Annotated in this window: 1 protein-coding gene; it reads left to right on the top strand. The window is 75.1% G+C overall.

Going from position 1 to position 1,186, the window contains the following annotated elements; genetic code table 11:
• Positions 1–1,186: condensation domain-containing protein (locus IF30_RS42840; protein ID WP_037903056.1), on the top strand; the 1,186-nt coding region annotated here is incomplete at both ends.

Below are 1,186 nucleotides of genomic sequence, written 5' to 3'. Positions count from 1 at the left end.
CTCGACGCCTACGCCCACCAGGAACTCCCCTTCGAACGCATCGTCGAAGCCCTCAACCCCACCCGCTCCACCGCCCGCCACCCCCTCTTCCAGACCATGATCCTGCTCCAGAACACCGGGGACGGGGTCTACGAGTTCGCCGGCGCCACCGCCGAACCGCACCCGCTGGACCACCGGATCGCCAAGTTCGACCTCACCCTGGGACTCACCGAGGCCCACGACGACCAGGGCCGCCCGGCCGGCATCAGCGCCGAGTTCGAGTACGCCACCGACCTCTTCGACCGCACCACCGTCGAGGCGATGAGCCGCAGCTTCCTGCGGCTGCTGGAGGCCGTCACCGCCGAGCCGGACGCGCCCGTCGGGCAGGCCGAACTGCTCGGCCCCGAGGAGTACGACCGCATCCTCACCGAGTGGAGCACCGCCGTCCCGGCGGGAGTCCGGCAGGAACTGGCGGAGGCGGACGCCCGCGACAGCCGGACCGCGTACGTCCTGGACGAGGCGCTGCGGCCCGTCCCGGCGGGCGTGCTCGGCGACGTGTACCTCGCCACGGCCGTGCCCGCCGCCCCCACCACCGGGAGGGTCGACCGCTACGTGGCCGACCCGTACGGCGGCCCCGGCGCCGTCATGTACCGCACCGGCCGCCTCGGCCGCTGGCACGCGGAGGGCCGACTCGACCTGCGGGCGCCCGTGGCCCCGGCCGAGCCGGCGCCGGCGACCGCCGCCGAGCCCCCGCGCCGGAACGGGCCGCGCAACCCGGTCGAGGAGGTGCTGTGCGCGCTGTTCGCCGAGGCACTGGAACTGCCCGAAGTCGGCGTCCACGACAACTTCTTCGCCCTGGGGGGCTACTCGCTGATGGCCACCCGGCTGACCAGCCGGATCCGGGCCGTCCTGGGTGCCGAGATCGGCATCCGCACGCTCTTCGCCAACCCGACGGTGGCCGGCATCGCCGCCGCCCTGCGGGACGGCGGGGCGCCGCGCCCGGCGCTGGCCGCCACGGCCGTACGGCCCGACCCGCTGCCCCTCTCCTACGCCCAGCAGCGCCTCTGGTTCCTCGGCGAGTGGGAGGACGGTGCCTCGGCGTACAGCATCCCGCTGGCCCTGCGCCTGCGCGGCCCGCTCGACCGGCAGGCACTCCAGGAAGCGCTGAACGACGTCGCCGGGCGGCACGAGGCCCTGCGCACCCGCT

The organism is Streptomyces sp. NRRL S-350 (assembly GCF_000719705.1).
Classification (GTDB): Bacteria; Actinomycetota; Actinomycetes; order Streptomycetales; family Streptomycetaceae; genus Kitasatospora.
This window is presented reverse-complemented; position numbering and strand designations above follow the sequence as displayed.